23 protein-coding genes are annotated in these 25620 nt (G+C 61.2%); 16 read left to right on the top strand and 7 right to left on the bottom strand.

The window, feature by feature from the left end; translation table 11 throughout:
- Nucleotides 1-57: 57 nt before the first annotated feature.
- Nucleotides 58-1113, bottom strand: coding sequence for a biotin synthase BioB (bioB, locus tag C4J89_RS24355; RefSeq protein WP_124415748.1), 1056 nt, complete (start codon nucleotides 1111-1113; stop codon nucleotides 58-60).
- Nucleotides 1114-1205: 92 nt separating this feature from the next.
- Here bioB and C4J89_RS24360 point away from each other — a divergent pair, with 92 nt between their 5' ends.
- The 5 genes from C4J89_RS24360 to rarD all read left to right on the top strand — a co-directional run bounded on the left by C4J89_RS24360 (nucleotide 1206) and on the right by rarD (nucleotide 6961).
- Nucleotides 1206-1943: a ComF family protein gene (locus tag C4J89_RS24360; RefSeq protein ID WP_124415749.1), complete on the top strand. Its 738-nt coding sequence runs from the start codon at nucleotides 1206-1208 to the stop codon at nucleotides 1941-1943.
- Between the two features lie 57 nt (nucleotides 1944-2000).
- Nucleotides 2001-2765: a TOBE domain-containing protein gene (locus C4J89_RS24365; protein WP_124415750.1), complete on the top strand. Its 765-nt coding sequence runs from the start codon at nucleotides 2001-2003 to the stop codon at nucleotides 2763-2765.
- 79 nt (nucleotides 2766-2844) lie between these two features.
- Nucleotides 2845-4743 carry a PhoX family phosphatase gene (locus C4J89_RS24370; protein WP_124415751.1) on the top strand — a complete coding sequence of 633 codons (1899 nt, stop codon included), beginning with the start codon at nucleotides 2845-2847 and terminating at the stop codon, nucleotides 4741-4743.
- A gap of 168 nt (nucleotides 4744-4911) precedes the next feature.
- Nucleotides 4912-5886: a serine/threonine protein kinase gene (locus C4J89_RS24375; protein ID WP_124364684.1), complete on the top strand. Its 975-nt coding sequence runs from the start codon at nucleotides 4912-4914 to the stop codon at nucleotides 5884-5886.
- Between the two features lie 190 nt (nucleotides 5887-6076).
- Entirely contained in the window at nucleotides 6077-6961 is an 885-nt protein-coding gene (gene rarD / locus C4J89_RS24385) for an EamA family transporter RarD (protein ID WP_124415752.1), read from the top strand.
- 222 nt (nucleotides 6962-7183) lie between these two features.
- Here rarD and C4J89_RS24390 read toward each other — a convergent pair whose 3' ends face one another.
- Entirely contained in the window at nucleotides 7184-7696 is a 513-nt protein-coding gene (locus C4J89_RS24390) for a glycine cleavage system protein R (protein ID WP_124364686.1), read from the bottom strand.
- A gap of 267 nt (nucleotides 7697-7963) precedes the next feature.
- On the opposite strand from C4J89_RS24390, the gene C4J89_RS24395 reads away from it, so the two are divergent.
- Complete coding sequence (locus tag C4J89_RS24395) at nucleotides 7964-10141, top strand: malate synthase G (protein WP_124415753.1); 2178 nt, start codon at nucleotides 7964-7966, stop codon at nucleotides 10139-10141.
- A gap of 163 nt (nucleotides 10142-10304) precedes the next feature.
- On the opposite strand, the gene C4J89_RS24400 is transcribed toward C4J89_RS24395, so the two are convergent.
- Nucleotides 10305-10751: a response regulator gene (locus C4J89_RS24400; RefSeq protein ID WP_124364688.1), complete on the bottom strand. Its 447-nt coding sequence runs from the start codon at nucleotides 10749-10751 to the stop codon at nucleotides 10305-10307.
- Between the two features lie 246 nt (nucleotides 10752-10997).
- Between C4J89_RS24400 and C4J89_RS24405 the strand changes: the two genes are divergently transcribed.
- From C4J89_RS24405 to C4J89_RS24445, 10 genes are all read left to right on the top strand, one after another.
- Complete coding sequence (locus tag C4J89_RS24405) at nucleotides 10998-12920, top strand: putative nucleotidyltransferase substrate binding domain-containing protein (protein WP_124415754.1); 1923 nt, start codon at nucleotides 10998-11000, stop codon at nucleotides 12918-12920.
- On the top strand, nucleotides 12917-13624 hold the full coding sequence (locus tag C4J89_RS24410; RefSeq protein ID WP_124415755.1) for a PolC-type DNA polymerase III: 708 nt from the start codon (nucleotides 12917-12919) through the stop codon (nucleotides 13622-13624). Before C4J89_RS24405 ends, C4J89_RS24410 begins: the two co-directional genes overlap by 4 nt.
- 184 nt (nucleotides 13625-13808) lie before the next feature.
- Nucleotides 13809-14327, top strand: coding sequence for an RNA polymerase sigma factor (locus C4J89_RS24415; RefSeq protein ID WP_124415756.1), 519 nt, complete (start codon nucleotides 13809-13811; stop codon nucleotides 14325-14327).
- Complete coding sequence (locus C4J89_RS24420) at nucleotides 14324-15292, top strand: FecR family protein (protein ID WP_124364693.1); 969 nt, start codon at nucleotides 14324-14326, stop codon at nucleotides 15290-15292. Before C4J89_RS24415 ends, C4J89_RS24420 begins: the two co-directional genes overlap by 4 nt.
- A 206-nt stretch (nucleotides 15293-15498) precedes the next feature.
- Nucleotides 15499-17937 carry a TonB-dependent siderophore receptor gene (locus tag C4J89_RS24425; RefSeq protein WP_124415757.1) on the top strand — a complete coding sequence of 813 codons (2439 nt, stop codon included), beginning with the start codon at nucleotides 15499-15501 and terminating at the stop codon, nucleotides 17935-17937.
- Nucleotides 17938-18000: 63 nt separating this feature from the next.
- Nucleotides 18001-19104 (top strand): PepSY domain-containing protein, encoded by a 1104-nt coding sequence (locus C4J89_RS24430; RefSeq protein WP_124415758.1) that lies wholly within the window; start codon nucleotides 18001-18003, stop codon nucleotides 19102-19104.
- A complete protein-coding gene (locus C4J89_RS24435; RefSeq protein WP_124405479.1) occupies nucleotides 19101-19283 on the top strand; it encodes a hypothetical protein in 183 nt (60 codons plus the stop codon). Before C4J89_RS24430 ends, C4J89_RS24435 begins: the two co-directional genes overlap by 4 nt.
- A 164-nt stretch (nucleotides 19284-19447) precedes the next feature.
- Entirely contained in the window at nucleotides 19448-20077 is a 630-nt protein-coding gene (locus C4J89_RS24440) for a glutathione S-transferase N-terminal domain-containing protein (RefSeq protein ID WP_124415759.1), read from the top strand.
- A gap of 100 nt (nucleotides 20078-20177) precedes the next feature.
- The gene (locus C4J89_RS27270) at nucleotides 20178-20483 is read left to right on the top strand and encodes a transposase (protein WP_256681760.1); all 306 of its coding nucleotides are present in this window, start codon (nucleotides 20178-20180) and stop codon (nucleotides 20481-20483) included.
- 26 nt (nucleotides 20484-20509) lie between these two features.
- A complete protein-coding gene (locus C4J89_RS24445; protein ID WP_256681820.1) occupies nucleotides 20510-21316 on the top strand; it encodes an IS3 family transposase in 807 nt (268 codons plus the stop codon).
- Between the two features lie 184 nt (nucleotides 21317-21500).
- Here C4J89_RS24445 and creD read toward each other — a convergent pair whose 3' ends face one another.
- From creD to C4J89_RS24465, 4 genes are read right to left on the bottom strand one after another with little or no spacing between them, the layout of a single operon-like run.
- Nucleotides 21501-22850, bottom strand: a complete 1350-nt coding sequence (gene creD / locus C4J89_RS24450; RefSeq protein WP_124415760.1) for a cell envelope integrity protein CreD — start codon at nucleotides 22848-22850, stop codon at nucleotides 21501-21503.
- Nucleotides 22851-22901: 51 nt separating this feature from the next.
- Entirely contained in the window at nucleotides 22902-24341 is a 1440-nt protein-coding gene (gene creC / locus C4J89_RS24455) for a two-component system sensor histidine kinase CreC (RefSeq protein ID WP_124415761.1), read from the bottom strand.
- Nucleotides 24341-25009: a two-component system response regulator CreB gene (gene creB / locus C4J89_RS24460; RefSeq protein ID WP_124415762.1), complete on the bottom strand. Its 669-nt coding sequence runs from the start codon at nucleotides 25007-25009 to the stop codon at nucleotides 24341-24343. The genes creC and creB overlap by 1 nt, the downstream gene beginning before the upstream one ends.
- A 9-nt stretch (nucleotides 25010-25018) precedes the next feature.
- Nucleotides 25019-25534 (bottom strand): ATP-dependent zinc protease, encoded by a 516-nt coding sequence (locus tag C4J89_RS24465; RefSeq protein ID WP_372238960.1) that lies wholly within the window; start codon nucleotides 25532-25534, stop codon nucleotides 25019-25021.
- Nucleotides 25535-25620: the final 86 nt, after the last annotated feature.

Here is a 25620-nt window from a genome sequence, read left to right on the forward strand (position 1 = left end):
TGACTGACCCATCGCCATCGGGAGCAAGCCCCCTCCCACATTGGGATTTGGTTTCAGTCAAACAGCGGCGTTGTAGAACTGTTCGCTGCTCTTCTGCTCCACCAACGCCTGCTCAATGGCCGCCTGATGCACTTCATCGGCGTGCTCCTCGCGGGCTTCCGGCAGGATCCCGAGGCGCGAGAACAATTGCATGTCCTTGTCCGCCTGCGGGTTGGCGGTGGTCAGCAGCTTGTCGCCGTAGAAAATCGAGTTGGCGCCAGCAAAGAACGCCAGCGCCTGCATCTGCTCGTTCATCGCCTCACGCCCAGCCGACAGGCGCACATGGGATTGCGGCATCAGGATGCGCGCCACCGCCAGCATGCGGATGAAGTCGAACGGGTCGATGTCGTCGGCATTTTCCAGCGGCGTACCGGCCACCTTGACCAGCATGTTGATCGGCACCGACTCCGGATGCTCCGGCAGGTTGGCCAGGTGGATCAGCAGGTTGGCACGGTCATCCAGGGACTCGCCCATGCCAAGGATGCCGCCCGAGCAGATTTTCATCCCCGACTCACGCACGTAGGCCAGGGTTTGCAGACGCTCGCCGTAGGTGCGCGTGGTGATGATCGACCCGTAGAATTCCGGCGAGGTGTCCAGGTTGTGGTTGTAGTAATCAAGGCCAGCCTGGGCCAGCGCGGCGGTCTGGTCCTGATCGAGACGGCCGAGGGTCATGCAGGTTTCCAGGCCCATGGCCTTCACGCCTTTGACCATCTCCAGCACGTAGGGCATGTCTTTGGCCGAAGGATGCTTCCATGCGGCGCCCATGCAGAAACGCGTCGAACCGATGGCCTTGGCGCGCGCGGCCTCTTCGAGGACCTTTTGCACTTCCATCAGTTTTTCTTTTTCCAGGCCGGTGTTGTAGTGACCCGACTGCGGACAATATTTGCAATCTTCCGGGCACGCGCCAGTTTTGATCGACAGCAGGGTGGATACCTGCACGCGGTTGGCGTCGAAATGCGCGCGGTGCACGGTCTGCGCCTGGAACAGCAGGTCATTGAACGGCTGCACGAACAGTGCTTTGACTTCGGCCAAAGACCAATCGTGACGCAGGGTGGCAGAGGTGCTGGCGCTCATGGGTGATTCCTTGATTATGCTTAGGCTAACGCTGCGGGCAGGGCAATACCCACAGGTACGACACGGATGCTCGGCATATTTAAGGAAGATTCATGCGCTGTCAACCAACCCACAAACACCAGGTTTACATCTGGTTAAAAAGCGTACAAACCTGTTTAATCTGCGATGAACGGGCTGATAGCGTCGATTGTGTGTGCAATGCCTGCGAAACCGAGCTGCCATGGTTGATGGAGCAGTGCGACGTGTGCGCCCTGCCCTTGCCGATGGACGGGTTGATTTGCGGCCAATGCCAGAAACACCCACCCGCGTATAAACAGGTGATCGCGCCCTGGACCTACAGTTTTCCGGTGGACAGCCTGATCAGCCGGTTCAAGCATCAGGCACGCTGGCCCTTGGGGCACTTGCTGGGACGCCTGCTCGGGCGATTCCTGCACCACCGGTTCGAGAATACCGAACTCAGCCGCCCCGATTGCCTGCTGCCGGTGCCGATGCCACCCAAACGTCTGCGCCAGCGGGGTTATAACCAGGCCGCAATGCTGGCGCGCTGGCTCAGCAGCGACCTGAACATCCCCTACGATGAACACCTGCTGTTACGTCCCCATGAAACCGTTGCGCAACAAGACCTCGACGCCAAGACGCGCAAGCGCAACCTGCGCGATGCCTTCGCCCTGGCACCCGGCGCCTGGGTGCAGGGACGTCACCTGGCGCTGGTCGACGATGTACTGACCACCGGCGCCACCGCCCATAGCCTGGCGCGGTTATTGATGCAGGCCGGTGCGCGCCAGGTCGATGTGTATTGCCTGGCCCGCACGCCAAAACCCGGCGCGTGACTTGACTCCCGTGCCGCTGGGCGGCAACGTCCGCTCATTCCAGCCAAGCGTGTCCACATGCCTCTGACCTCCCCGCTCAGCCAGCACATCATCCGCCGCCCTCAGCGCATTGCCCTGCTGGGGCATATCGCCGAGCAGGGCTCCATCACCCGCGCCGCCAAAAGTGCGGGGTTGAGCTACAAAGCCGCCTGGGACGCCATCGATGAACTGAACAATCTGGCGCAAAAACCTCTGGTGGAGCGCAGCGTCGGCGGCAAAGGCGGTGGCGGCGCCAGGCTGACCGCCGAAGGTGAGCGCGTGCTGCGCCTCTATCAGCGCCTGCAAGTGCTGCAAGCTGAAGTGCTCGCCACGGACGAAGCGGCCCGCGACTTCAACCTGCTGGGGCGCCTGATGCTGCGCACCAGTGCGCGCAATCAACTGCACGGCCAGGTCAGCGCCATTGAGCGCCAGGGCCGTAATGACCGAGTCCGCCTGCGATTGGCTGGCGGCCTGCAGCTGGACGCACAGATCACCCACGACAGCACGCAACGGCTGGAGCTTGAGGCTGGCGTGGAAGTGGTTGCCCTGATCAAGGCCGGATGGTTGGAATTGTTGGCCATCGGGCAAGCCGCAACACCTGGACACAATTGCCTGAGCGGTATGATCGAGACGATTCTGGACGCCGAAGACGGCCCCAGCGAAGTGCGCATCGGCCTGCCCAACGGTCAGGTGCTGTGTGCCCTGGCGCAGCCCGCCGCACTTACCGCGCTCAATGCAGCGCAAGGCCAGCCGATCCAAGTGCAGTTCGCCCCCGGCAATGTATTGCTCGGCACCCCGGTGTAGCCGGCACGCGCCATCAAACTGCAACAATTTCGTCACGCGCGCTCCTTAAGGTGTCTGCAAAAACCGTAGGGAGCCTGACATGAACTTATTAGAAGAAAACCAAGCCACCGACCTTGAACAGATGGTCGGCCTCACCCGTCGCCGCTTCATCGGCGCCGGCGCCCTGTGCGGCGCTGCGATGTTCCTGGGCGGCAACCTGCTCAGCCGCAGCGCACTGGCCGTGAACGCCGCTTCTGCCAGCCCGTTGCTGGGGTTTGCCAGCATCGGCGCGGCTACCAGCGACGGCATCACCCTGCCGCCCGGCTACAGCGCCTCGGTGCTGATCAGTTGGGGCCAGCCCTTGAGCAAGCGTGCGCCAGCCTTCGACCCCAGCGGCAACGGCACCGCCGAGGCCCAGGAACAACAGTTCGGCGACAACAACGACGGCATGAGCCTGTTTCCCTTCCCCGGTGACGACCGCCGCGCACTGATGGCGATCAACAACGAATACACCAACTACCGCTACCTCTATGCCCATGGCGGCGCGCCGCAATCGGCCGAAGACGTGCGCAAGGCGTTGGCCAGCGAAGGCGTTTCGGTGATCGAAATACAGCGCAAGGGCGATACCTGGCAGTTCGTCCAGGATTCACGCTACAACCGGCGCATCCACGGCAACACGCCGATCCGCCTGAGCGGGCCCGCCGCCGGCCACGACTGGTTGAAAACCCGCGCCGACAAAACCGGCAAGAAAGCCCTCGGCACCTTCCAAAACTGCGCCAACGGCAAGACGCCGTGGGGCACTTACCTGACCTGCGAAGAGAACTTCACCGACTGCTTCGGCAGCAGCGACCCACAGCAAAGCTTCGACGCCGGGCAAAAACGCTATGGCGTGGTCGCCGCCAGCAAAGACATCCACTGGCACACCCACGACCCGCGCTTCGACATGGCCAAGAACCCCAACGAACTCAACCGCCATGGTTGGGTAGTCGAAATCGACCCGTTCGACCCGCACTCCACACCCGTCAAGCGCACCGCCCTGGGCCGCTTCAAGCATGAAAATGCCGCGCTGGCAGAAACCCGCGATGGCCGCGCCGTGGTGTACATGGGCGATGACGAGCGCGGCGAGTTCATCTACAAGTTTGTCAGCCGCGATCGGATCGACCACAACAACCCGAAAGCCAACAAGGATCTGCTCGATCACGGCACTTTGTACGTGGCGATCTTCGACGCGGGCGATGGCGACGCCGACCATCCCAAGGGCAAAGGCCAATGGGTCGAACTCACCCACGGCAAAAACGGCATCGATGCCAGCAGCGGCTTTGCCAGCCAGGCCGAAGTGCTGATTCATGCGCGCCTGGCTGCCAGCGTGGTGAAAGCCACGCGCATGGACCGCCCGGAATGGATCGTGGTCAGCCCCACCGACGGCCAGGTCTATTGCACACTCACCAACAACGCCAAGCGCGGCGAAGACGGCCAGCCGGTGGGCGGGCCCAACCCGCGCGAAAAGAATGTGTATGGCCAGATCCTGCGTTGGAAAGCCGACGCCGATAACCACGGTGCCACGCACTTTACCTGGGACCTGTTCGTGGTCGCCGGCAACCCCGGCGTGCACGCGGGCTCGGCGAAGGGCGGCTCGTCCAACATCAACCCGCAAAATATGTTCAACAGCCCGGACGGCCTGGGTTTCGACAAGGCCGGCCGCCTGTGGATCCTCACCGACGGCGACTACAGCAACGCGGGCGACTTCGCCGGCATGGGCAATAACCAGATGCTCTGCGCAGACCCAACTACTGGAGAAATCCGCCGGTTCATGGTCGGGCCGGTGGCGTGTGAAGTGACCGGGATCAGCTTTTCGCCGGATCAGAAAACCCTGTTCGTGGGCATTCAGCATCCGGGTGAAACCGGGGGCTCGACCTGGCCGGAGCACCTGCCGAATGGCAAGCCGCGCTCGTCGGTGGTGGCGATTCGGCGGGATGATGGCGGGGTTGTCGGCGCCTGACAAACCGCTATCGGGGGCAAGCCCCCTCCCACATTTTGAACTGCGGATACATTCAAGTGTGGGAGGGGGCTTGCCCCCGATAGCGATAGCACAGCCCCCACCTATCTCAAGCCCGGTGCGTTACCATACCCGGCCGGACGCGGCGCCCTGCTGCGCGCAGGAGTTCGCATGGCCCACCCGTTTGAAACACTCACTCCCGACCTGGTGCTCGACGCCGTCGAAAGCATCGGCTTTCTCAGCGACGCCCGTGTATTGGCGCTCAACAGCTACGAAAACCGCGTGTATCAGGTGGGCATCGAAGACTCCGAACCGCTGATCGCCAAGTTCTACAGGCCCCAACGCTGGACCAACGAAGCGATCCTGGAAGAACACCGTTTCACCTTCGAGCTGGCTGACTGCGAAGTACCGGTGGTCGCCCCACTGATCCACAACGGCGAAAGCCTGTTCGAGCACCAGGGTTTCCGCTTCACTCTGTTTCCACGCCGTGGCGGCCGGGCGCCGGAGCCGGGTAACCTCGATCAGCTCTATCGCCTCGGGCAATTGCTCGGGCGTTTGCATGCCGTGGGTTCCACCCGCCCGTTCGAACACCGCGAAGCGCTCGGCGTGAAGAACTTCGGTCACGACTCCCTGACCACGTTGCTCGAAGGCAACTTCATTCCCAAGAGCCTGTTGCCGGCCTACGAGTCCGTGGCCCGCGACCTGCTCAAGCGCGTGGAAGAGGTCTACAAGGCCACCCCGCACAAGAACATCCGCATGCACGGCGACTGCCACCCCGGCAACATGATGTGCCGCGACGAGATGTTCCACATCGTCGACCTGGATGACTGCCGCATGGGCCCGGCGGTGCAGGACCTGTGGATGATGCTCGCGGGTGACCGCCAGGAATGCCTGGGCCAACTGTCGGAATTGATGGACGGCTACCAGGAATTTCACGACTTCGACCCACGGGAACTGGCTCTGATCGAACCCTTGCGCGCCCTGCGCCTGATGCACTACAGCGCCTGGCTGGCGCGACGCTGGGAAGACCCGGCATTTCCCCACAGCTTCCCGTGGTTTGGCAGCGAGCGCTATTGGGGCGACCAGGTGCTGGCGTTGCGTGAGCAGTTGTCGGCGCTCAATGAAGAACCCCTCAAACTCTTCTGACCGCTGATCGTTCCCACGCTCGCTGATCGTTCCCACGCTCCGCGTGGGAATGCATCGGGTGACGCTCTGCGTCACACATTCAAGAGCAGACGCAGAGCGTCCAAATCGGCATTCCCACGCGGAGCGTGGGAACGATCGAAAAACCCAATTACAATCGCGCTTTGTTAGCTGCCTAAGCAAGGATTCTGCAATGCACGCCGCCAACCCTCGCAAGGGGTACATCCTGGGCCTGAGTGCCTATGTCATCTGGGGTCTGTTCCCGCTCTATTTCAAAGCCATTGCCAGTGTGCCCGCCGCCGAGATCATCGTGCATCGCGTGCTGTGGTCGGCGCTGTTCGGCGGTTTGCTGTTGATGGTGTGGAAACACCCAGGCTGGTTTCGCGAGCTGCGCGACAACCCCAAACGCCTGGCGATCCTCGCCCTCAGTGGCTCACTGATCGCCGCCAACTGGCTGACCTACGTGTGGTCGGTGAACACGGGGCGCATGCTTGAAGCGAGCCTGGGTTACTACATCAACCCGCTGGTGAATGTGCTGCTCGGCATGCTCCTGCTCGGCGAACGCCTGCGTCGTCTGCAATGGGTGGCCGTGGGTTTGGCGGCGGTCGGTGTGGCGCAACAGGTGTGGCAGGTCGGCAGCTTGCCGTGGGTGTCATTGGTGTTGGCGCTGACGTTTGGCTTCTATGGCCTGATCCGCAAGCAGGCGCCGGTCAAAGCGCTGCCGGGGCTGGTGGTGGAAACCTGGATGCTGGTACCGATTGCCATCGCGTGGTTGCTGTTCAACCCGACGGCGCACAGTGCACAACTGGCTTTCTGGAGCACCTCCGAAGCCTGGTGGCTGGTGGCGGCCGGGCCAGTCACGCTGGTCCCGCTGGTGTGTTTCAACGCCGCCGCACGGCATTTGCCCTACACCGCACTGGGCTTTCTACAGTACGTCGCGCCCACGCTGGTGCTGTTGGAAGCCGTGCTGCTGTTCGGCGAACATCTGGCGCCCAGTACGTTGATCGCCTTCGCCTTCATCTGGGCCGGCCTGGTTATCTACAGCCTGGACGCCTGGCTGACCGTGCGCAAACGCTGATCAAATAACGTACAAACCCTTGCAAGCCACGGCCTTCGTGGCTTGCAGCGATTCACCCCAAGGTTATCCACAACCTGATCCCCGCCATTTGTGCACAAGCCGTTGAAACTGTTCGTTTTTTGCTCAGGCGGCAAAGAGGCCCGGTCGGCGTGGCTTGGCGACGGGTCTCTACAGGTTATCCACAGGCCCATGCAAGATTTCCATGCATAACCTTGTGCATGATTATTCGTCGGCGCGCAGTTCCACCATCAGATCATCCGCCAGGGTTTCCAGGGAGGCCTGCAACGTATCCAGGGATAACGTCGACGGCACCTGCAGCAAGGCCTCGGCGTTGAACAGCGGATCGCCGCTCATCGGCGCCGGGCGCACGTCGGTGCTCAAGCGCTCCAGGTTGACGCCCTGTTGACTCAACAGCGCAGTGATCTCACGCACGATGCCCGAGCGGTCATTGCCCACCAGGGTCATCACAATCGGTTTTGAAGCCGACGCCTGCCCGGAACTGCCCTCACCCACCAGCACGCGAATGCCGTGTGTGGATAAATCCTCCAGCGCCCCCACCAATGCCTGACGACTCTCTGCGGGAACGCTGACACGCAGAATCCCGGCAAACTGCCCGGCCATATGGGCCATGCGGCTTTCCAGCCAGTTGCCACCGTGGGCGGCAATGTTTTGCGCGATGCGCTCAACCAGGCCGGGTTTGTCGGCGGCGATAATTGTGAGTACAAGATGGTCCATGGCGAAGCCCTCTGGAATTCAATCTACAAGGTGGACCCGGGAGCCCTCGAAAACAAATCGTGTACCATTTTTATATTTATCTGGAACAATCCAATAGTTTTTTGAGAACATCCGATTCTCCGCTGTGACCGTACGACCAAAGTGGGTCGCTAAACGACGTATTTAGTCTAATTTTCACAACCGCAAGTCATCATGTAGTATGCCCAACCGTGCACTACATAATGAAAATCTGAAAAAGCGCATAAGCTCCGCAGAGTGAGGCAAGCAATGACTGAACACGTTCAAGTCGGTGGCCTGCAGGTCGCCAAAGTCCTGTTCGACTTCGTGAACAACGAAGCCATTCCCGGTACCGGCATCACTGCCGACCAGTTCTGGGCCGGCGCCGACAAGGTCATCCACGACCTGGCCCAGAAGAACAAAGCCCTACTCGCCAAACGCGACGATTTCCAGGCGCGGATCGATACCTGGCACCAGACCCATGCCGGCCAACCCCACGACCCGGTGGCCTACAAAGCCTTCCTGCAAGACATCGGATATCTGCTGCCAGAAGCCGCAGACTTCCAGGCCTCGACCCAAAACGTCGACGATGAAATCGCGCGCATGGCCGGCCCTCAGCTGGTGGTGCCGGTGATGAACGCCCGCTTCGCCCTCAACGCCTCGAATGCGCGCTGGGGTTCGCTGTATGACGCGCTGTATGGCACCGACGCCATCAGCGAAGCCAACGGCGCGGAAAAGGGCAAGGGCTATAACAAAGTGCGCGGCGACAAGGTCATTGCCTTCGCCCGTGCGTTCCTCGACGAAGCCGCGCCGCTCAGTGCGGGCAGCCACTTTGATTCCACCGGCTACAAGATCGTCGACGGCAAGCTGATCGTCAGCCTCAAGGGCGGCAGCAACAGCGGCCTGCGTGACGACGCGCAGTTGATCGGTTTCCAGGGCCCCGCGGCCGAGCCGATTGCGATTCTGCTCAAGCACAACGGCCTGCACTTCGAGATCCAGATCGACGCCAGCACCCCGGTCGGCCAGACCGACGCCGCCGGCGTCAAAGACGTGCTGATGGAAGCCGCACTCACCACCATCATGGACTGCGAAGACTCCGTCGCCGCCGTGGATGCCGACGACAAAGTGGTGATCTACCGCAACTGGCTCGGCCTGATGAAGGGCGACCTGGCCGAAGAAGTGGCCAAGGGCGGCAAGACCTTCACCCGCACCATGAACCCCGACCGCGTCTACACCGGCGTGGATGGCAGCGACGTGACCCTGCATGGCCGTTCGCTGCTGTTCGTGCGCAACGTTGGCCACTTGATGACCATCGACGCGATCCTCGATAAAGACGGCAACGAAGTGCCCGAAGGCATCCTCGACGGCCTGCTCACCAGCCTGGCGGCGATCCACAGCCTCAACGGCAACAGTACGCGCAAGAACAGCCGCACCGGCTCGGTGTACATCGTCAAACCGAAGATGCACGGCCCCGAAGAAGCGGCGTTCACCAATGAGTTGTTCGGCCGTATCGAAGACGTGCTGAACCTGCCGCGCAATACCCTCAAAGTCGGGATCATGGACGAGGAGCGGCGTACCACCGTCAACCTCAAGGCCTGCATCAAGGCGGCCAGCGAGCGTGTGGTATTTATCAACACCGGCTTCCTCGACCGCACCGGCGATGAAATCCACACCTCCATGGAAGCCGGCGCGATGGTGCGCAAGGCCGCCATGAAAGCGGAAAAATGGATCGGCGCCTACGAGAACTGGAACGTCGATATCGGCTTGAGCACGGGCCTGCAAGGGCATGCGCAAATCGGTAAAGGCATGTGGGCGATGCCCGACCTGATGGCCGCGATGCTCGAACAGAAAATCGCGCACCCACTGGCCGGCGCCAACACCGCCTGGGTGCCCTCGCCCACCGCGGCTGCGCTGCATGCGCTGCACTATCACAAGGTTGACGTGTTCGCGCGCCAGGCCGAACTGGCCAAGCGCGAGCGCGCATCCGTGGACGATATCCTGACTATTCCCCTGGCCAGCAACACCGATTGGTCTGACGAAGAAATCCGCAACGAACTGGACAACAATGCCCAGGGCATCCTGGGTTATGTCGTCCGTTGGATCGACCAGGGCGTCGGCTGTTCGAAAGTGCCGGACATCAACGATGTCGGCCTGATGGAAGATCGCGCTACCCTGCGTATCTCCAGCCAGCACATCGCCAACTGGTTGCGCCACGGCATCGTCGACGAAGCCCAGGTGATGGAAAGCCTCAAGCGCATGGCGCCGGTGGTGGACCGTCAGAATGCCGGGGATGCGTTGTACCGCCCGCTGGCGCCGGATTTCGACAGCAACATCGCGTTCCAGGCAGCGGTGGAGTTGGTGATTGAAGGGACCAAGCAACCGAACGGGTATACCGAGCCGGTGCTGCATCGTCGGCGTCGGGAGTTCAAGGCTAAAAATGGCCTGTAAATGAAGAAGCCCTGATCGGAAGATCGGGGCTTTTTTTCGGGTGTTGGGGTGATTGAACTGGCCTAATCGGGAGCAAGCCCCCTCCCACATTTTGAATTGTGAATACTTTCAGAAGGTGGGAGGGGGCTTGCTCCCGATGGGGCCATCACCTTCATCACAAAACTCAGGAAACCATCCCCAACTCCTGCTTCACCAACTTCGCCAACTCCGCGCTATCAATCGGCTTGAGCAAAAAAGCCACCACTCCCAACTCCATGGCATCGATCACATCCCGCGCTTCGGCGTCCCCCGACATGATGATGATCGGCAACTCCGCACGAGTCGACTCGCGCACTTTTCGGATCAGTTCCAAACCGTTGCTCGGCGCCATGCGCAGGTCGGTGATCAGTAAACCGATGGAGCTGGTGGATTTCAACAAATCCCACGCCGCCTCACCATTGTCAGCCGTCATGCAGCGAATGCCATTCAGCCCGAGGATTTCCGCCAGCAATTCACGCGCATCCTTGTCGTCGTCCACGATCAATACACGTTGGGGCGGTAAATCGGGCTCCAGCATCACGGCGCTCAGCGCCTCGCGCTCGGCATCACTCAAAATATCGTGGTCGGACATACAGTTCTCAGCAATTCTCATCAATCTCGCAGCACACTCGTCAGACATCTGCGGGAGGGCGAACAATGTGCACTTCGTCGGAAAGTTTGCCTAGTGGGTGTTCTACGGGCTTTGGACGATAGTCATGTAAGGTTTTTCCTTAGTTTTGCGTGGGTTTCACCAACCTAGACTTACGTCCAATGGGCACCCGCCGTGCGGCAGTCGACCATGCAGCACGATAACGACAAAAAAACTGCGGTCACTGTTATGAGTAAAGCTGATGCTTTCACGCAGGCGGGTAAAACCGCCGTGTTGCAGAACATCCATGGCACTTTGCAATTCCTGCAACGCTTTCCTCCATTCAATCAGATGGAGCAGGCACACCTGGCGTTTCTGGTGGAACAGTGCCAACTGCGCTTCTATGGCCCCGGCGACAGCATCCTCAAACCGTCGGGCGGGCCGGTCGAGCATTTTTATATCGTCAAGCAGGGCCGCGTGGTCGGCGAGCGCCCGGACTCGGCAGATACCACGTTCGAAATCACCACCGGCGAGTGCTTCCCCCTCGCCGCCTTGCTCGGCGAACGCGCCACCCGCACCGAGCACAAAGCCTGCGAAGACACCTTCTGCCTGCAACTGAACAAGATGGCGTTCATCAAGCTGTTCGCCCTGTCCAGCCCGTTTCGGGATTTCGCCTTGCGCGGTGTCAGCAGCCTGCTTGATCAGGTCAACCAGCAGGTGCAGCAAAAAGCCGTGGAAACCCTCGGCACCCAATATTCCCTGAACACGCGCCTGGGTGAACTGGCCATGCGCCATCCCGTCACCTGCAGCCCGGACACCGCGCTGCGCGAAGCGGTGAGGCTGATGCACGAACAGCAGGTCGGCAGCATTGTGATTGTCGATGAGCACAAGGCGCCGCTGGGCATCTTCACCTTGCGTGACCTGCGTCAGGTGGTGGCCGACGGTACCGGTGATTTCAGTCAAGGTATCGCCGGCCATATGACTCAGGCGCCGTTTTTCTTGTCCCCGGACCACAGCGCATTCGACGCGGCGATCGCCATGACCGAGCGGCATATCGCCCATGTATGCCTGGTGCAGGACCGGCGCCTATGTGGCGTGGTATCGGAGCGCGATCTGTTTTCCCTGCAGCGCGTCGACCTGGTGCACCTGGCGCGGACCATCCGCAACGCGTCCCGGGTGGAACAGCTGGTGGCGATCCGCGGCGAAATCGGCCAACTGGTCGAGCGCATGCTGGCCCACGGCGCTTCGTCGACCCAGATTACTCACATCATTACCTTGCTGAACGATCACACCGTGTGCCGGGTCATCGAGCTGACCCTGGCGGAAAGAGGCGACCCCGGCGTGCCCTTCAGTTGGTTGTGCTTTGGCAGCGAAGGCCGCCGCGAACAGACGCTGTACACCGACCAGGACAACGGCATCTTGTTCGAGGCCAAAGACGCCGTGGAGGCCGCCGACATTCGCGAGCGCCTGCTGCCCCTGGCGCAACAGATCAACCAGAGCCTGGCGCTGTGCGGCTTCAGCCTGTGCAAGGGCAATATCATGGCCGGCAACCCGGAGCTGTGCCTATCACGGGCCGAGTGGGCGCGGCGGTTTGGCGCCTTCATCCGCGAAGCGACGCCGGAAAATCTGCTGGGGTCGAGCATCTATTTCGATTTGCGGGTGGTGTGGGGCGACGAGCAGGGCTGCGAGCAACTGCGCCAGGGCATTCTGGACCAGGTGGCGGACAACCGACTGTTCCAGCGCATGCTGGCCGAGAATGCCTTACGCCAACGCCCACCCGTGGGGCGCTTTCGCGAGTTCGTGCTGACGCGCAAAAGCGGTGAAAAGGCCACCCTTGATCTCAAGGTGCAAGGCCTCACGCCGTTTGTGGACGGTGCGCGCCTGCTGGCCCTGGCCCACGGCGTGCATGCCAACAACACCCTGGAGCGGCTGCGCCAGTTGGTCGCCAAAGGCGTGATCGAGCCACTGGACGGCGCCGCGTATGAAGAGGCCTATCACTTCATCCAACAAACCCGCATGCAACAGCACCAGGTGCAGACGCGGGAAAACCAACCGTATTCCAACCGCGTCGATCCGGACAGCCTCAACCACCTGGACCGCCGCATCCTGCGGGAATCCCTGCGTCAGGCCCAGCGCCTGCAAAGCAGCCTGACCTTGCGCTATCAACTGTGAGCCTGTTCAGTTGGCTGCGCGCGAAAAAACCCAGGCTCGACGCGGCGCAGCAGCAACGCCTGGCCGAGTTGCGCGGGCCCTCGCCGCTGGGCCATGGCACATTGCGCAGCCAGCGCTGGGTGGTGGTCGACCTGGAAACCAGCGGCCTGAACCTCAACCGTGACCAGGTGCTGTCCATCGGCGCCGTGGTGATCGAGGACGGTGCGGTGGATTTCTCGCAGATGTTCGAACGCACCCTGCAACGCACCGCCACCAAACTCAGCCCCAGCGTGTTGATCCACGGCCTCGGCCCCAGCGCCATCGCGGCCGGCAGCGACCCGGTGGACGCGCTGCTGGACTTCATGGCGTTCGTTGGCGACAGCCCGCTGCTGGCCTTCCATGCGCCGTTCGATCAACACATGCTGGGCCGGGCGCTGATGGACAGCCTGAGTTATCGCCTGACCCACCCGTTTCTCGATGTGGCCGATATCGCCCCGCTGTTATGCCCTGAAGCGAACATCCGTGAGGCGGGGCTGGATGACTGGATCAGCCATTTCAAATTGCAGGTGGGCGAGCGCCATCACGCCAGCGCTGACGCACTGGCGACGGCGGAGCTGATGCTGATTCTGTTCAGCCGTGCGCGCCAGCAACACATCGACACGCCCCAGGCGCTGCAAGAGCGTTTGTCCCAGTGGAAGCGGCGTAAACAAGCTCCGTCTTTCTAGGGGACGCGGAGCGTCCGGGGCGGCATTCCCACGCCGTCGTTCTAGGGGACGCGGAGCGTCCGGAGCGGCATTCCCACGCAGAGCGTGGGAACGATCTCCCGACAGACGCCAATTGCGCCCATCCCACGCCTCTGACACAATCGCGAATAATTCTCGTTAGTTTAAACTTTTATTCGGTGATGCCTTGTCGTCGGTCCAGCCCCCACACAGTGAGCTTGTTGGCGCATTGTATCGCGACCATCGTGGCTGGCTGCTGGCCTGGCTGCGGCGCAACGTAGCCTGCCCGAGCCGCGCCGAAGACCTCAGCCAGGACACCTTCATGCGCCTGCTGGGCCGAGATGAGCTGCGCGCACCCCGCGAGCCACGCGCCTTTCTGGTGGCAATTGCCAAGGGCTTGCTGTTCGATTATTTCCGCCGCGCCGCCCTGGAACAGGCCTACCTCACCGAATTGATGCTGATCCCGGAAAGCGAACACCCTTCGCCCGAAGAACAGCACCTGATCCTTGAAGACCTCAAGGCCATCGACCGCCTGCTCGGCACACTGTCGAGCAAAGCCCGCGCCGCGTTCCTCTATAACCGCCTCGACGGCATGGCCCATGCAGAAATCGCCCAGCGCCTGGGTGTGTCGGTGCCGCGTGTGCGCCAGTACCTGGCCCAGGGCATTCGCCAGTGCTACATCGCGCTGTATGGCGAGCCGACGTGACGCTGATCAGCTCCAAGCCAGTATCGGCCCGCGTGCTGGACGCCGCGATTGCCTGGCAACTGTCCCTCGACGCAGGCGATGGCAGCGAGGTGGAACAGGAAGAATTCGCCAAATGGCTGGCCAGCGATGAAGAACACGCCCGCGCCTGGCGCCAGCTGGGCATGCTCGACCAGCGGTTCAGCGTAGCCTGCGGGCCCGCGCGGGCCGCGTTGTTGCAGTCGCGCGAAAGCGTTCGCCAGCGCATGCGCAAGCTGGGCCGTGGCCTGGCGAGTATTGCGCTGGTAGTGGGGCTGGCGTTGTTTGCCGGTGAGCGGTATGTGCCGATCCACTATTGGCTGGCCGATCAACGCACCGCCACCGGCGAACAGCGCACGCTCACGCTGGCGGACGGCAGCCGGATCACGCTCAATACCCACAGCGCAATTGACGTGCATTTCGACGCTAAACGCCGTTTGATTGTGTTGCAGGAAGGCGAAATTTTCGTCGAAACCGGCCACAACGATGCGCGTCCGTTCTCTGTCCAGACCCGCGACGGCAACCTGCGGGCGTTGGGGACGCGGTTTATCGTCAGGCGCGAAGATCACGCCACGCGCCTGAGCGTGCTGCAATCGGCCGTGGCCGCCCAGCCTCAGGCACTGCATCAGGAGCAGGTGTTCAAGCAAGGCCAGCAAGTGCTGATGCGCAGCGATGGCCTCGGCCCTTTGCTTGCCGTCCCGCCGGCCACCGACGCCTGGACCCGCGGCATGCTGGTCGTCGACAACGCCCGCCTGGGCGATGTGGTGGCGGAACTCGGCCGGTATCGCACCGGCCATCTGGGCGTGGATGACAACGTGGCCGACCTGCGCATCACCGGCAGCTTCCCACTGCATGACACCGCCCTGGCGCTCAATGCGCTATTGCCCACACTGCCGGTGCGGATCGAGCAGCACACGCCGTGGTGGGTGACTGTCAAGGGTAAACCTTAGGGTTTGAAGTGCCTGGGCGGGCGCCATCGGGGGCAAGCCCCCTCCCACACTTTGATTTGTGAATACATTCAAAATGTGGGAGGGGGCTTGCCCCCGATGAGGCCCTGAAGAACACCACAAAAAAATATTTCAACCCCGCCCTATCACTTTCCAATTCTCGTCCGGCACCTAGGCAATTGAGAAATATTTCCATTCAGGAGCCGCCCATGTCCCGCACGCTAGACACTTTATTGCGCCCCAGCCTGTTAGCCTTGGCGATTGCCCTCGGCGCCCCGCTGCTCAGCGCCCCGCTGATCGCCGCCGAACAGGCCACCAGCGTGCGCGCCTACAACCTGCCGGCCGCACCACTGGCCGCCACCCTGAACCAGATCGCCAGCCAGGCCGGCCTCGCCCTCACCCTCAACCCGGCGCTCGCCGCCGGCAAGACCTCGGCCCCGGTCAAGGGCCAGTTCGACGCGCAGGGTGCGTTGCGTGAAGCGTTGCGGGGCACGGGGTTGCAGTTGGAGCAGAGCAGCGCCGGGACGTTTACGTTGGTAGCGATTGCAGATGGTGTCGTGGCGTTGCCGGAGACGAGCATTATTGGTCAGGGCAGTTATGAGAGCGCGTGGGGGCCGGTGGACGGCTATGTTGCCACTCGCACTGCAGCGGGCACCAAGACCGACACGCCCATCGCAGAATTGCCCCGTTCGGTCACGGTAATCACTCGCCAACAAATGGAGGACCGCTCTGTTCTCAACCTTAACGATGCCCTGCGCTACACCGCAGGCGTGCAGAGCAGCGGCTATGGCTCGGATTCACGCAGCGATTGGTTGCTGGTGAGGGGTTTCGTTCCCACTCAATTCCTCGACGGCCTACCACTCCCAAAAGGCAACTACGCCACGCCCAAAATAGACACCTGGAACCTTGAGCGAATTGCCGTCCTGCGTGGCCCCGCATCGTCGGTTTACGGGCAAACACCGCCAGGGGGATTGTTGGATATGGTCAGCCGACGTCCCCAGGCCGACGCCTCGAACGAAATTGAAGTACAAGCCGGCAGCAATAATCACAAGCAGATCAACTTCGATAGCACCGGCAAAATCGACGACGAAGGCCAGTTTCTCTATCGTATCAGCGGCGTCGTGCGCGACAGCAATACTGCGGTGGACCACATCCCCGACAAGCGCTACAACGTTGCCCCCAGCCTTACTTGGAATATCAATGACGATACCAAGCTGACCCTGCTCACCCAGTTCACCCGCGACGATACCGGTATTACCGGACAGTTTCTGCCGCTTCAGGGCACCAAACTAAGCTCGCCCGCCGGGAAGATTTCCCACCATAAGAACCTGGGTGATCCGGATTGGGAATTTTATGATCGCACCTACTACGCACTCGGCTATGCCTTCGAAACACGCTTAAACGACACGTGGCAGTTTCACCAGAACCTGCGCTATACCAAGAATGACTTGTCGTTCCAAGGCATAACCGCCGGTGGCGCGTTCTTCCCAAATGGACCTGAAGTCGCGGTCGACGCCGATGGCAACGTGAGTCGCTCTGCAGGCAAGGTCGATGAGAACATCGGCCAGTTTGCCGTAGATAACAATTTTCAGGCTGACTTCAAGACCGGTTCGATCAGTCATACGCTGCTACTGGGGCTCGATCACCAGCGCTCGGACAGTGACGCACGCTGGCTGTGGGGCTCGGCAGGTGTCCCCACCATCAACTTCAACCGCCCGGTATATGGACAGGACTTCTCCAAGGTCCAGTACTTCAGCATGTACGACTACACGCAGAAGACGCACCAGACCGGTTTCTACGTCCAGGACCAAATGGCGCTGGACAACTGGCGGCTGACCCTGGGTGGACGCGAAGACTGGGTGCACACCGGCACCACGTTCCATAATCAGAACGACGCCACCAATACTCAGCGCGACAAGCACTTCAGCGGCAATGCTGCACTGAGCTACGTCTTCGAAAACGGTATCACTCCGTACCTGTCCTACGCCGAATCATTCCAGGCAGGGTCAGGCACCCAAGTGGGCAGTACCGGGGCGTTCAAACCCACCGAAGGCAAGCAGTACGAGGCCGGCCTCAAGTATCAGCCGCCAGGCACCCAAGCCCTGTTTACCGCTGCAGTGTTCGACCTGACACAGCAAAACACCTCCGTTACCGAAGGCAGTATCACTCGTCAGGTGGGTGAAGTACGGGTCCGTGGTTTTGAATTGGAAGCCAGCGCTGACGTCACAGAAAGTCTCAAGCTGGTAGGTTCCTATACCTACAACGACAGCGAAATTATCGAGGGTGCAGCCGCTGAAAAGGGCAATCGACTGAACCAATTGCCTCGCAACCAAGCCACGGGATGGGCTGATTACACTTGGCGCAGCGGCATGCTGGATGGCTTCGGGGTTGGCGCGGGCGTGCGCTACGTCAGCGACACCTATGGCAACGCCGCCAACACCGAACTGGGCCATGTAGGCTCCTACACCGTCTACGACGCCTCGGTGCACTACGACCTTGGCCGTTTGAACAGCACCATGAAGGGGGTGACCGTAGCCGTCGACGCCAAAAACATCTTTAACAAGGACTACCTGTCTACTTGCGACGGTTTTTACTGCTACTACGGTGACCAGCGTAATGTGGTTGCCAGCGTGAACTACAAATTTTAAGACGGTGAACAACCGCTGATAAAGGGCCGCCCAAGTTGCGGCCCTTTTGCCTTTGGAGCCGTGATGAAAAGCAAAACCATCCGCCGCTGGTCCTTCATCCACACCTGGACCAGCCTGATCTGCACCGTATTCCTGCTGCTGCTCGCCCTAACTGGCCTGCCGCTGGTGTTTCACCACGAGATCGACCATCTGCTGGGCAACGAGCCGCAGCTCAAGCAGATGCCCGTCGGGACGCCGCAACTCAACCTGGAGCAACTGGTGGCCAAGGCCCAGGCTCATCGACCCGGCGAGGCCATGCAGTACCTGGCGTGGGACGAGGACGACCAGAACGGTGTGATCGCGATCATGGCTGCAACAGCCGGCACCGAACCGAATTCGTCCCACACCTTCATGCTGGATGCGCGTACCGGCGAAGCGGTGGAAATGCCCTCCGCCAACGGCGGGCTCACCCTGTTCCTGCTGCGCCTGCATGTGGACATGTTCGCCGGGCTGCCAGGCAAGCTGTTGCTGGCGTTCATGGGGGTTCTGTTCGTGCTGGCGATCGTCTCGGGCACGGTGCTGTACCTGCCGTTCATGCGCCGCTTGAAGTTCGCCACCGTGCGCCAAAACAAGTCAACTCGCCTGCGCTGGCTCGACCTGCACAACCTGATCGGCGTAGTCACCCTGACGTGGGCACTGGTGGTGGGCGTGACCGGTGTGATCAGCGCCTGCGCCGACCTGATCATCGCCGCCTGGCGCGAGGACGCCCTCAGCACCATGATCGAACCCTATAAAAACGCCCCGCCACTGACTCAGCGCGCACCGGCCACTGAGCTGCTGAGCATTGCCGCCAACGCCGCGCCGGGAATGGAGCCAGACTTCATCGCCTTCCCCGGCACGCGCTTTTCCAGCGAACATCACTACGCCGTGTTCATGAAGGGCAGCACCCACCTCACTTCCCATCTGCTCACCCCGGTATTGATCGACGCCCGCACCCTGGCCGTGACCGCCATCGCCGCACGGCCCTGGTACATGGACGCCATGGGCATGTCCCAGCCGCTGCACTTCGGTGACTACGGCGGCATGCCGATGAAAATCCTCTGGGCGGTGCTGGATGTGCTGACCATCATCGTGCTGGTCAGCGGGATTTACTTATGGATCGTGCGGCGCAAGGCGGGTAAGGCATGAAGCCCCGGCAGTCGAGTTTCTGGAAAGTGTTTGGCATTCCGCTGGGGATTGGCCTGCTCAGCGCCGCCGGGTTGTTTGCGGCGTTGCTGGGGGACGGGGGGTGGGATGCGTTGAGTTGGGTCGGATTGGGCGTTCCCGCTGGCATTGGTGCATGGGCGTTGTTCAAGCGGCGCGGCTGAGGGTGCTATCGGGGGCAAGCCCCCTCCCACACTTGACTGTGTGAACCCGATCCAATGTGGGAGGGGGCTTGCCCCCGATGAGGCCTTCAAAACCACCAAAAATCCCCCTCGCCAGCCACGGCACAAGCCTCTAGGCTAGCCACATCCCATTTCGAGGAATGCCCATGTCCGCCCCCAGCATGACCTTGTTCCACAACCCCGCGTCGCCGTTCGTGCGCAAAGTGCGCGTGCTGCTGATCGAGACCGGCCAGCAGGACCGTGTGGCCCTGCATGCCTGTATGCCCACCCCCGTCAACCCGGATGCGCACGTGGTGCAAGGCAACCCGGTCGGCAAGATCCCGGCCCTGCGCCTGGCCGACGATTCGGTACTGCATGACAGCCGGGTGATCCTCGATTACTTCGACCACCAGCACGTCGGCAACCCGCTGATCCCCCGCGACGGTTCGGCCCGCTGGCGCCGCCTGACCCTGGCCTCGATGGCCGACGGGATCATGGATGCCGCCGTGCTGGTGCGCTACGAGACTGCGATGCGCCCGGTGGAAAAACACTGGGACCAGTGGCTGGACGAACAGCGCAACAAGATGCGTCGCGCACTGGCCGAGCTGGAAGCCGAGGCGATTGCCGAACTGGCCAGCCATTTCGACATCGCCGCGATCAGCGTGGCCTGCGCCTTGGGCTACCTCGACTTCCGCCATCCCGACCTGCAATGGCGCATGGATAACCCAAGGCTTGCCGCCTGGTACGCTGAGGTCAGCCAGCGGCCTTCGCTGCAGCAGACCCAACCGCCCGCGTGATGTTCACACAGACCCAATGTGGGAGGGGGCTTGATCTGGCCTAATGAAATTGGACACATCAATAGGGCGCTATGATGGCGCCCAAATCTAAGGTGTGCAGATGATGCGAAAGTCCTATTCCAGCGAGTTCAAGCTCAACGCCGCAAGCATGGCGCTTGATCAGAACATGCCTGTTCCCGAAATTTGCGCCAGTTTGGATATAGGCCCTACGGCTTTGCGCCGCTGGGTCGAGCAGGTGCGCAAAGAGCGCGCCGGAGCAACAATGGTGGGCACAAAGGCGATTACTGCCGACCAGAAGAAAATTCAGGAACTTCAAACCCTGCTCAGGCAGAAAGATCGGGATATCGAAATCCTAAAAAAGGCCAGTGTTCTCCTGCTTTTGGACTCCAAAGATCATTTCCTCTGATCAGCGAGCTAGGCGAACAGTACGGCATTACAGATTGCTGCCGCGTTTTTGAAGTCAACCGCAGCAGCTACTACGCCTGGCGTCAGCGCCAGGGGAAAATCAACCTGGAGCGCGAAGCGCTCAAGGTTGTTCTAGTTAAGTACCACAAGGCCTCAAGAGGATCGGCTGGAGCGAGAACCCTCTCTGAAGACCTGCGAGGCGCAGGCCATCAGGTGGGGCGTTACATGGCTCGCAGCTTGATGAAGGAAGCCGGGATTGCAAGCCGCCAACGCAGGCCCCATAAATACAAGTCATCAGGCGCGGAGTCTTTAGTGGCTGAGCATGAGCTGGAGCGCGAGTTTTACGTAGCTGACATCAACAAGGTCTGGTGCGCGGACATCACCTATATCCAGCTCGGTAAGCGCTGGCTTTACTTCTCGGTAGTTTTGGATCTGTTTGCCCGCCGAGTGGTGGGATGGTCGTATTCACTGGTCGCCGATGCGACGCTGGCAAGTGAGTCACTGCGCATGGCTGTTGAATTGAGAGGGCGGCCTAAAGGTGTGCTGTTTCATTCCGATCAGGGCTGCCAGTACACCAGCCATAAATTCAGGGCCGAACTGCAGGCACATGAGCTGAAGCAGAGCATGAGTCGAAAAGGCCAGTGCTGGGATAACGCCCCGATGGAGCGTTTTTTTGGCAGTTTGAAGTCCGAGTGGGTGCCCGAGAAAGGTTACAGCTCGGAGTGCGAAGCTCGGGCAGATATCAACCGATATGTGGCGCGCTACAACAGCGTAAGGCGCCACAGTTACAACGGTTACCACTCACCGATAGCGGCGGAAAAGCTAGCGGCGTGAAAACCGAAAAGAATGTCCAAAATTACTAGACCAGAACAGCTTGCCCCCGATTGCGGTGTGTCATTGAGCACATCTGTTTCTGAACCACCGCTATCGGGGGCAAGCCCCCTCCCACATTGGAAAGCGGTGTGATTGAGGAAGTCGATCATCCTGGCCTTCATTTGCTGATCTTCGCGCAATCCGATCATTGCACCGCCTCCACCTTGCGCTTGCCCACGCCATACCAATCCAGCCTGCGCGTCAGCACCATCACCGTGCCCAGCAGGCTGAACAGCAACAACGAGCCCATCAGCAACGCGTAATCCTCGGCACTCAGCAGCCCGTACAACAACCCATACAACGCCGCCAAGCCCACCGAAAAGCCCAGGCCATGGACCACGCTGCGCAGCACATGGCACACGTAGAAGCCGATCAACAGCACGCAGGCGCTGGCCGATATCAGGTACGCCAGGGCAAACCCCAGATGCTCGGACAGCGACAACAGCAGCAGGTAGAAGAACGCCAATGCAAAGCCCACCAAGGCGTACTGGATGGGGTGCACCGCCAGGTTCTTGAGCACTTCGAACAGGAAGAAGCCGGCAAAGGTCAGGGCGATGAACAGCAGCGCGTATTTGATCGCGCGCTCGCTCTTGAGGTACTGGTCCACCGGGTCGATGAAGTTCACGCCGAAGCTGCGGTTATTGAAGTCATCACAGCCCTGGCGGTCCAGGCAAGTTTGCAGGGCCTGCTCGAGGTTGGTTGCGAAGAACGAGGTTTGCCAGTGGGCGGTAAAGCCCTTGTCGGTGACTTCCCGCTGCGCCGGCAGGAAGTTGCCGATAAAGCTTGGGTGCGGCCAGTTGGAGGCAAGTGATACCTGGCTGGTCTTGCCCACGGGCACCACCTGCAGTTGTTCGGTGCCCTGCAGGCGCAGGTCAAAGGCGAAGTCCACGGCGGCGGGTTGGCTGCTGTCCTGGTCGGGCAGCAGCACATGCACGCCCTCCCCCAGCCAGTCCACCAGGGAGCCCGGCGCAAATTCCAGGCGCTGATCGCCCAGCTCCAGCGTCAGCGCATTTTCGATGCCGCGAATATCGCTGATGCCCATCGCCAGAAACGCCGGTTCAAAACGGTAATCAGCGAAGTTTTCCGTGATGCCCAGTTGTGCTGGCAGTTGGAAACGCCCACTGATGCGGTTGTCGGCATGAAACAACCGCGCCTGGTAGATGCCCCGTGCGCGCAGCTCGGTCTGCACCTGGCCGTCGAGTTCAAAGCGCTCCGGCAGGAAATACAGACGGCCGCGCTCCTCGCGGGTTTCTTCGTAGCGTTTGTTGAGTTTTTCATTGAGTTTCCATTCGCGCACCGTCTTGCGATAAGGCACCACCATTACCGGGCCGGTGAGGCGCTGCGCGAAGCTGGAACTGCGGGCGATGTCCATCAATACGCCGTCGCGCAGTTGCTGGCGGTCGCTGATAATGCCGTTGATCATCAGCAACGGAATCAGCAACAGCAGGATCAGCAGCGCAATCGCGCCAAGTTTGAAAAGCAGGCTGCGGTTCATGGGACTCTCCCTGTTTTGATAAGGAGAGTCTGGGCAGCCTGTGTGGGGGATTTATGTGGGCAGTGTGGAGATTGTGTGGAGATGCAGCACCACCTCCACGCCACCCGGTACGTTGCCGATCTGCAGCGTACCGCCGTGCAGCTTCATCACTTCTTCGACAAAGTTAAGGCCCAGGCCGGTGCTTTTGCGCCCGCTGGCCGGACGCGGCAGGGAATAGAAACGCTCGCTCAGGCGCGGCAAGGCGTAATCCGGAATCGGCGCGGCCTGGTTGAACAGGCTCACCCGAACGTCGTTGTGCCGCACCTGCGCACTGAACCGCAGTTCGCCGCCGGGCGGGGTGAAGTCCAGGGCGTTGTCCAGCAGGTTGCCCAGGGCCTGGCGCAGCAGGAAGGGTTCGCCAAACACCCGCACATCGGCGCCGATACTTTGCTCGACCTGCAGGCCGGCGCTTTCGATCCGCGCACATTGCGCCTTGAGTACATCATCGACCAGGCCCGCCAGCGCGATACTCGATTGTTCTTCCAACCCCTGGCGTTGCTCCACCTGCGCCAGGTTCAACAACCGCTCGATCAACTGTTGCAGGCGCGCGCTTTCACTGTCGATATTGCCGACAAAACGCTGCTGCTGTTCGCGGGTCATGTCGCCCTGCAGCAACTCCGCCGCGCCGCGAATGGCCGCCAGCGGGCTTTTCAGTTCGTGGGTCAGGGTGTGCACGTAATGTTCGACATAGGCTTTGCCCTCCAGCTGCGTGCGCATGTGTTCGACAGCGGTGGACAGCTGCTTGAGCTCGCCGCCACGGTAATGCGGCAACTCGGCCCGACGCCCTTCGCTGACGGCCTCGGCATAGGCGGTCAAGCGTTTCAGGGCGACGCTCAGCCACCAAGACAACAGTGCGCCCAGCAGCAGGCCCAGAGTCACCAGCCCGGCGCCGTACCACAGCAGGCGCCGCTCGGTGCGGTCGACGTAGGGCTGTAACGAGCTATTGGGCTTGGCCACGGTCACCACGCCGATAATCCGGCCGTCGTCACGAATCGGCGCGCCCACGTGCATCACCGACGAGGTTGGGTCATCCGCTTCGCTGCGGGTTGAGCGCGCGCCGTACTCACCGCGCAGGGTCAGGTACACGTCGTTCCACCTGGAATAGTCCTGACCCACCGCCTCGCCCGTGGAGTCGAGTAATACCGTGCCCTTGGCGTCGGTGACATAGATGCGGTGGTTGACCTGGTTCTTCGGCAGGCCCCAGATGACCGCGCCCGGCTGACGATTGCCATACGCCTTGAGCACCTGCGGCCAGTGGCTCTGGCCGAGGGTGCCGTTCTTCACATCGGTGCGTAGGATTTCGGCGAGCAGGTTGGCGGTGTCCACCAGGGTTTCTTCGGTGGACTGGCGTACGCCGGGGCGGATTTCCTTCATCACTGTGTTGAGCACAAAGTAACCGGTCAGGCCGATAAACAGCGCGTACACCAGGAAAATCCGCAGCCCCAGGCGCATCAGCTATGGCTCGGGCTGTAGCTGTAACCCAGGCCGCGATGCGTCTGGATCGGCTCGGCATCGGCGGCCACGCTGCGCAACTTGCCGCGCAGGCTTTTGATATGGCTGTCGATGTTGCGCTCGTAACCAGCGTCGGCGGGTACGCCTACCGCGTCCAACAGTTGCTCGCGGCTGAACACACGCTCGGGTTGCTCCAGCAGGCTTTGCAGCAGGCGGAATTCGTGACGCGTCAGGCTCAGCGGCTGGCTGCGATAGTGGATCTGCATGCGTTCCAGGTCGACCTGGAACACCGCAGGCGCCGCATTCGGGCCGACCCGCTTGAGAATCGCCCGCACCCTGGCCGCCACTTCACGCGGGCTGAAGGGCTTGACCACGTAATCGTCGGCGCCGATTTCCAGCCCCACCACCCGGTCGATCTCGCCATCGCGCGCGCTGAGGAACATCACCGGCACTTCGCTGAACCTACGCAGTTGCTTGCAGGTTTCAAAACCGCTGATGTCGGGCAGGCCGATGTCGAGGATGATCAGGTCGGCCGGGGTTTGGCGCTGATGCTCCAGCGCCGCCTGGCCCAGGCTCAGCCAGGTGGTGCTAAAGCCCTCGCCTTGCAGGGCGAAGATCAGCGTGTCGGCAATCGCCGCTTCGTCTTCGACAATCAGGATATGCGGCATGTGGGTCCGTCAGCAGTCCGGTTTTTCGGCAGTGTAACGACGGGCCGGGTTTACTGCTGCACCGAATTCACGCAAGGCCTTGGCGCCGATCAGCAGCGGGTAATTGAAGCTGCTGCGGTCGGTGAGGTTGACCTCGACGGTACGCTTGACGTCACCCAGGCACATCTCCAGGTCGATCACCGGGCGCTTGGCCACACTGGCTTCGTCCTTGTCGTCATCTTCGTCGGCGCGGCTCTTGATCTTGCTGATGCGCGAGACCTTGTGCTCGTAGACTTTGTTGTCGGCGTCCTTGCCGCCGAGGCGGAAGCGCACCCAGTCATCGCCATCACGGGTGAAGGTTTCGATATCGCGGGCCGACAGCGAGGCGGTCAACGCGCCGGTGTCCATCTTGGCCTTGAAGGTCTGGCCGATTTCCGGCAGTTGAATGTATTCGTAGCGACCGTAGAGGGTCGGTTCGGCGGCCATCACGGGCAAGGTGGTGATAACGGGAAAAACTAGGGCGAACGCGCCAAGGAGCAATTTCACGGCATGATTTCCTCGAAAGAAGTGGACGGATTCTAGACCGCACGCACGGCACTTAGTTGGATCACCGAGCATAACCGGCACGTTGT

The organism is Pseudomonas sp. R4-35-07, assembly GCF_003852235.1.
In the GTDB taxonomy this organism is placed as follows: Bacteria; Pseudomonadota; Gammaproteobacteria; order Pseudomonadales; family Pseudomonadaceae; genus Aquipseudomonas.

Coding starts and splice junctions, on each gene's coding strand:
- C4J89_RS24425 (WP_124415757.1), top strand. CDS start 15,499: ATGTCCCGCACGCTAGACACTTTATTGCGCCCCAGCCTGTTAGCCTTG.
- C4J89_RS24400 (WP_124364688.1), bottom strand. CDS start 10,751: ATGTCCGACCACGATATTTTGAGTGATGCCGAGCGCGAGGCGCTGAGC.
- C4J89_RS24375 (WP_124364684.1), top strand. CDS start 4,912: ATGGCCCACCCGTTTGAAACACTCACTCCCGACCTGGTGCTCGACGCC.
- creB (WP_124415762.1), bottom strand. CDS start 25,009: ATGCCGCATATCCTGATTGTCGAAGACGAAGCGGCGATTGCCGACACG.
- creD (WP_124415760.1), bottom strand. CDS start 22,850: ATGAACCGCAGCCTGCTTTTCAAACTTGGCGCGATTGCGCTGCTGATC.
- C4J89_RS24405 (WP_124415754.1), top strand. CDS start 10,998: ATGAGTAAAGCTGATGCTTTCACGCAGGCGGGTAAAACCGCCGTGTTG.
- C4J89_RS24395 (WP_124415753.1), top strand. CDS start 7,964: ATGACTGAACACGTTCAAGTCGGTGGCCTGCAGGTCGCCAAAGTCCTG.
- C4J89_RS27270 (WP_256681760.1), top strand. CDS start 20,178: ATGATGCGAAAGTCCTATTCCAGCGAGTTCAAGCTCAACGCCGCAAGC.
- C4J89_RS24390 (WP_124364686.1), bottom strand. CDS start 7,696: ATGGACCATCTTGTACTCACAATTATCGCCGCCGACAAACCCGGCCTG.
- rarD (WP_124415752.1), top strand. CDS start 6,077: ATGCACGCCGCCAACCCTCGCAAGGGGTACATCCTGGGCCTGAGTGCC.
- creC (WP_124415761.1), bottom strand. CDS start 24,341: ATGCGCCTGGGGCTGCGGATTTTCCTGGTGTACGCGCTGTTTATCGGC.
- C4J89_RS24370 (WP_124415751.1), top strand. CDS start 2,845: ATGAACTTATTAGAAGAAAACCAAGCCACCGACCTTGAACAGATGGTC.
- bioB (WP_124415748.1), bottom strand. CDS start 1,113: ATGAGCGCCAGCACCTCTGCCACCCTGCGTCACGATTGGTCTTTGGCC.
- C4J89_RS24430 (WP_124415758.1), top strand. CDS start 18,001: ATGAAAAGCAAAACCATCCGCCGCTGGTCCTTCATCCACACCTGGACC.
- C4J89_RS24360 (WP_124415749.1), top strand. CDS start 1,206: ATGCGCTGTCAACCAACCCACAAACACCAGGTTTACATCTGGTTAAAA.
- C4J89_RS24440 (WP_124415759.1), top strand. CDS start 19,448: ATGTCCGCCCCCAGCATGACCTTGTTCCACAACCCCGCGTCGCCGTTC.
- C4J89_RS24435 (WP_124405479.1), top strand. CDS start 19,101: ATGAAGCCCCGGCAGTCGAGTTTCTGGAAAGTGTTTGGCATTCCGCTG.
- C4J89_RS24365 (WP_124415750.1), top strand. CDS start 2,001: ATGCCTCTGACCTCCCCGCTCAGCCAGCACATCATCCGCCGCCCTCAG.